Source organism: Chamaesiphon sp. OTE_20_metabat_361 (assembly GCF_031364565.1).
Window position 1 is genome coordinate 1 of sequence record NZ_JANLWO010000442.1, and the last position, 5,358, is coordinate 5,358.

General features: G+C 47.2%; 5 protein-coding genes. 1 reads left to right on the forward strand and 4 read right to left on the reverse strand.

Translation table 11 applies throughout. From position 1 onward, the window contains the following. From RMO35_RS12965 to RMO35_RS12980, 4 genes are all read right to left on the reverse strand, one after another. Positions 1–760, reverse strand: a 760-nt coding sequence (locus RMO35_RS12965) for a hypothetical protein (protein ID WP_309741708.1), incomplete at its 3' end; no start/stop codon positions are given. A gap of 20 nt (positions 761–780) precedes the next feature. Then, positions 781–1,368, reverse strand: coding sequence for a nucleoside triphosphate pyrophosphatase (locus RMO35_RS12970; RefSeq protein WP_309741709.1), 588 nt, complete (start codon positions 1,366–1,368; stop codon positions 781–783). Positions 1,369–1,396: 28 nt separating this feature from the next. Beyond that, positions 1,397–1,942 carry a photosystem II reaction center PsbP gene (psbP, locus tag RMO35_RS12975; protein ID WP_309741710.1) on the reverse strand — a complete coding sequence of 182 codons (546 nt, stop codon included), beginning with the start codon at positions 1,940–1,942 and terminating at the stop codon, positions 1,397–1,399. Positions 1,943–2,165: 223 nt separating this feature from the next. After that, complete coding sequence (locus RMO35_RS12980) at positions 2,166–3,254, reverse strand: AI-2E family transporter (RefSeq protein ID WP_309741711.1); 1,089 nt, start codon at positions 3,252–3,254, stop codon at positions 2,166–2,168. A 392-nt stretch (positions 3,255–3,646) separates the two neighbouring features. Here RMO35_RS12980 and murJ point away from each other — a divergent pair, with 392 nt between their 5' ends. Beyond that, on the forward strand, positions 3,647–5,272 hold the full coding sequence (murJ, locus tag RMO35_RS12985; protein WP_309741712.1) for a murein biosynthesis integral membrane protein MurJ: 1,626 nt from the start codon (positions 3,647–3,649) through the stop codon (positions 5,270–5,272). Positions 5,273–5,358 lie beyond the last annotated feature (86 nt).

Sequence of the window (5,358 nt, forward strand, 5' to 3'; positions counted from 1 at the left end):
CTCGCGTCAATAAATCGTCAAGACGATCGATATCGCTGCTGCTAAGTAGTGGCGATTGTGACTCAGCATCGCTGTCGATATATTCAGGCGCGAATTTGTCCCAGCCGGACGTATTGACTGGTGTCGATGCCGAGCGGAGCGCAATTGGTTTGAGTGGGAGGGGATTTAAGGGACTGCGGACTGAGTGTACAGCTCGATCGGGTAAGATCGAAATCGGCGAAGTTGACTGGGGCTGTGGCGCTCCCGCTTCAAACTGAAAATCTTCATCTTCAACCCATTCTTCCCACACTTCACCATCTTGGTCTACAGATAGATCGAAATCCTCATCCAACGCTGGATGAGTCGGTAGTTGGGGCGCAACTGGAGTGGGATCGATCGATGTCGTCCAAGGGGGAAGATTCTCTGCACGTTCGGAGCTGCCAGCCGTTGCAGGTAAAGCAGTAAGAATTGCCTCAAGCTGTAGCAGGTAGCTACAAACGAGCCGATGACTATCCGCAACTCGCTCGATATGTAACTGTTGCAGCTTGAGATAATTATTGTTATCGGTAACGAGCTTTTTGCCGACTTCATTCTCGACATTGCCAGTGAGGAGATTAATTTTAGTGCGGAGGTATTCACTACCCGAAGACCGATGATGGGGCAGATCCTCAGTCATGCGGGTGGTAATATCCAATTCGCTGGCGGATTGGATTGCCAATGCCAACGCTTCCTGAATTTGTCCGGCTTGCAATTTGGCTTGAAATTCTTGGCTAGAGATCATAGGGGTTCGATTAACAGGATTCACCAGTAATGCGTGAGATCGTAATTGAGTTCGGCGAGCATCGATCGCAGTAAGGGGAGACTCAGACCGATGACATTGCTATGACAGCCCTCAATTTTGTCAATGAAGGCACTTCCTTTGCCTTCTAGTGCAAAACCTCCAGCACAGACCAACGGTTCGCCAGTGGCGACATAGGCTTGAATCTGAGCATCCGACACGCGACCGAAATAAACTTGCGTCATCCCGCAGCGGACGACCTGTTTGGTTTGGCTTTGGTCGATGAGTGCGTGTCCGGTGTAGAGCGTACCGCACCTACCCCGCATCTGTTGCCAGCGGCTAAACGCTTCATCTGGATTTTGCGGTTTCCCAAAAATTTCCCCATTGACAACTAATACCGAATCACATCCCAAGACTAGCGAATTGCTAACTTGTTCCAATACGACTTCAGCTTTGCGCAAAGCCAATGTCTCGACTAAAGCGATCGGATCTGTTAATTTAATCAGCGATTCATCAAAGTGACTGACACAGACTAGAGGGTTAATCCCGACACTTTGTAATAGTCGGCGACGGGCGGGAGAAGCGGAAGCTAGCACAAAGTTAGTAGTCATAGTTGAGTAACCGATCGCGAGCGGCTGTTTAAGCTACGCTAAAAGAATTAATGACTTCATCGAAGACTTTTTTCATTTTCGTCCACCGTCGATCGGTAGTCGAGGCATTGAAGGTAAATAGTTTACCGCGACTGACAACTACGCTAGCAATATTATGACGATGGCTAGTGGGTAATTTGACATCATATTCGAGGACGTAGTAGGTTTTGCCCTTGGCTTCATGCGTCTCGGCACTAATCAATTCGGCTTCACGTCCCGATCCTGGCGGTGCGATCGCATTTTTGCCCAGCTTGTAACCGACATCGGAAGCAGTACCCAGATCGCTGAGTTTCTTATCTTTATCCACTTGACTGATGACGACACTGACGTTCTCGCTAGATTCGATCAAGTCATGGAAAATAATATCCGCGCCTTTAGTCGTTTTGACTGCTACCCAGCCATTAGGATAGAGAAACTTGTAACCATCCGCAGTATCGATATAGCCTTGCAGTCCCGCAGCCTGCACGGGAGCGACATTGAGTTGTAAGACGATCGCCAGTGTCAGGATGAATGACACGGTAATTTTTTTCCACATGATCTTCTGAATTTAATCGCGATACTTATCGGTAACAATTATAAGCTCTTAAGGCAAGCAGCCTGAGTTTGGCAGTGAAGATCTTGCTAACTTGGGACTGGGGGACTGGGGGAGGTTATTACCTATTACCTATTACCCGTTACCCATTACCCATTACCCATTACCCATTACCCATTACCCTTTACCCATTACCCTTTACCCTTTACCCCTTCCCCCTTCTCCATTACCCCTTCTCCTCGATCGATCCTCCCACAAATTCGGGCTGGGGCACTAAACTATGCTGCTGGCGGATGAGATCGATTGTCCCTTTGATCGTCCCCGCAATTGGCACGGCGACAATTACACCCAACAATCCCGCAATTTGACCGCCGATCAATAAACAAATCAGGATCGCGACTGGATTTAGACCGATAAACTCGCCCATCAATTTGGGTGCTAACAAGTTATCTTTGACTTGCTGAATCACAATTGCGGCAATTAAGACGGAGATGCCCAATCCAAAGTTTTTTAGCATAATCACGATTGTCACCAGTCCGATCCCCAAGCTAGCACCGATGAACGGAATTAGTTCTGAAGCTCCGATAAAGATTGCGAAAGACAAGCCAAATGGGACTTTTAAAAAAAAGAAAGTTGGCGTCAGTGTCGATGCCATAAATATCCCTAAAATTAACTGACTGATAAAAAAATTTTGGAAATTCAGCCGCAATGATTCACTCAGAGGCATCCCAATCCGCTCGGGAATAATGCCAATCAGACCCTGCCACAATCGATCGCCATAAATCAACATGTAGACAGATAATACCACGATCGATAGTGTGTCGATGACGCCAGATAGAGTACCTACTGCCAACCCTACTACTTGAGAACCAATAATTTGGATTTGAGTATCGATTTTGGCATTAATCTGGGTACGCAAGACATTAAAGTCAATCGGGAAGCCTTTTCCTTTGCCCCATTCTTCCCAAGCATTGATATTATCATTACTAGCTTGGAGCCACTCTGGGATCTGCTGGATTAGTTCGGTAGTTTGATCGAGGGCACTGGGCACGACAGTTACGCCCAAAATTACTAACAGCGCGATCGTAAGTAATAAAACGCCAATAATTGCCGGGATGCGGCGAAAATGGATTCGTTCGAGAATTTTAACTGGATAGTTGAGTAAAAACGCGCTCAGTGCCGCGATCGTCAAAATAGTAATCAGGTGCTCGAAATATCTAAAAAACTGTGACAGCACCCATATATTCAGTCCAATAACTGGAAATCCTAACCCGATAATTGCTAAGTTTTGAAGATTGGTTGGAAAACGGCGCATTGGGGATCGAGCTGTGAACGGTAGCATATTCATTAGTTTAAGCGACGATCGACATCTAAACACCACCAGCAACGTGTGACTCGATCGCAACTCGATCTAAGATAGGTGAGTATTTAGTCCGCGCCTTAGAGGATGTCTGAAAAGTCAAATTGCTTCGTTTCCAGTAGGTAAATCCCCCTGCTTGGTGCAACGCACGCTGAGGAAACCTCAGCGCGATTGCATCCGCTAAATCCCCCTTAAAAAGGGGGACTTTCAATCCGGTTCCCCCCTTTTTAAGGCTTGCTCGGGTGGATTTCCAGGGTCTATGCTTAACAGAATTGACTTTTCAGATACTCTCTCAGGATCGAAATACTTTCGCTCCCAGCAGCTCACCCTTAATCCCTCACCGATCTGTGACTGAATCGCCAAAACCAACCAAGTCGATTGCCAATATTGCCGGGATCGTTGCTGCGGCAACCCTGATTAGCAAAGTCTTCGGACTAGTCCGCCAGATGGCTCTAGCCGCCGCCTTTGGCAATGGCGTCGCGATCGAGGCGTTTACTTATGCCTATGCTATTCCCGGCTTTTTACTGATTTTACTCGGTGGGATCAATGGGCCATTTCATAGCGCGATCGTTAGCGTCCTCGCCAAGGAAAAAGATAAATCGCAAGTAGTCCCGATCGTCGAGACAATTACCACGATCGTCGGGCTGGTATTGTTACTCGTTAGTATGCTGATCTTCTGCTTTGCCAGTAATGCGATCGACTTTTTTGCGCCGAGTTTGACTCATAGTACCGATGCCATCAGAGGTGCCTTGGTGCGCCAAAGTGCGATCGAGCAGCTCCAGATCATGTCCTTAATGGCAGTCCTCGGCGGCTTGATTGGGATTGGGTTTGGGACGCTCAGCTCGGCGGATTTTTATTGGTTGCCCTCGATTAGTCCGCTCCTAACTAGCGCCACCACCATTATTGGAGTCGGTGGCTTGGCGATCTATTTGGGACGGAATATTATGCTCCCGGAATATGCCCTCCTCGGCGGGAGAGTGCTAGCAGGAACAGCTCTAGTCGGCGCACTGCTGCAATGGTTGATGCAGGTAATTGCACAATGGCGAGCGGGATTGGGCACGATTAAACCCCGGTTTGAATGGCGGCGACAGGGAGTAAAAGATGTCTTAAAAATTCTCGCCCCCGCGACGTTCTCCTCTAGCACCTCCCAAATCAATTTGTTTATCGATCTATCCTTTGCCTCTGGAATTGCGGGTGCAGCTTCAGCAATGCAGTACTCTGGCTTACTCGTACAGACGCCACTCGGGATTATTTCCAATATGATTTTGGTGCCCCTATTGCCAGAATTCTCCCGCTTAGCAGATCCGAGTACTCGGACGCAGCTCAAAGATCGGATTCGCCAGATCTTAGTGCTGACGGGGATTACCATGCTGCCACTGAGTGCAATTATTGTGGCATTATCCTTCCCGATAGTCAAAACCGTCTATCAGTATGGGGCATTCAAAACTCAAGACTCGCAGTTAGTCGGCTCGATTTTAATTGCCTCGGGTTTGGGGATGTTTTTCTTTTTGGCGCGAGATGTTTTGGTGCGAGTTTTCTATGCGCTCGGCGATGGCAGTACGCCATTCAAAATTAGCATGGTCAATATTTTCTTTAACTTTCTGTTTGACTACTTGTTATGGAAGCCATTTGGAGCCGCCGGAATTACTTTATCGACGGTTTGTATCAATATTATTTCCTTTTCGACGATGCTATTCTTGCTCGATCGACGGTTAAATGGCTTGCCGTGGCTGGGCTTTTTACCACTGGTGGGGATATTTATTGCTAGTGTAATTACTGGTGGCATCGCCTGGGGGACTAGTTATATGTGGCAGCAGTTCGTCCCGATGAGCAATACCATTACCCTAATATTGCAATTGGTCCTATCTGGAGGCATTAGCTCAACTGTATTTCTAGCGATCGTCTCACAAATGAAGTTACCAGAATTCGATCGATTTGTCGGTCAGTTGCGTCAAAAAATATCTCGCAAATAGCTTATTCAATTATTAATTATTAACTATTAATTATTAATTACTCCGTACCCAGCGTTTGAAGTGCTGCTTGGTATCGACATCGAGTA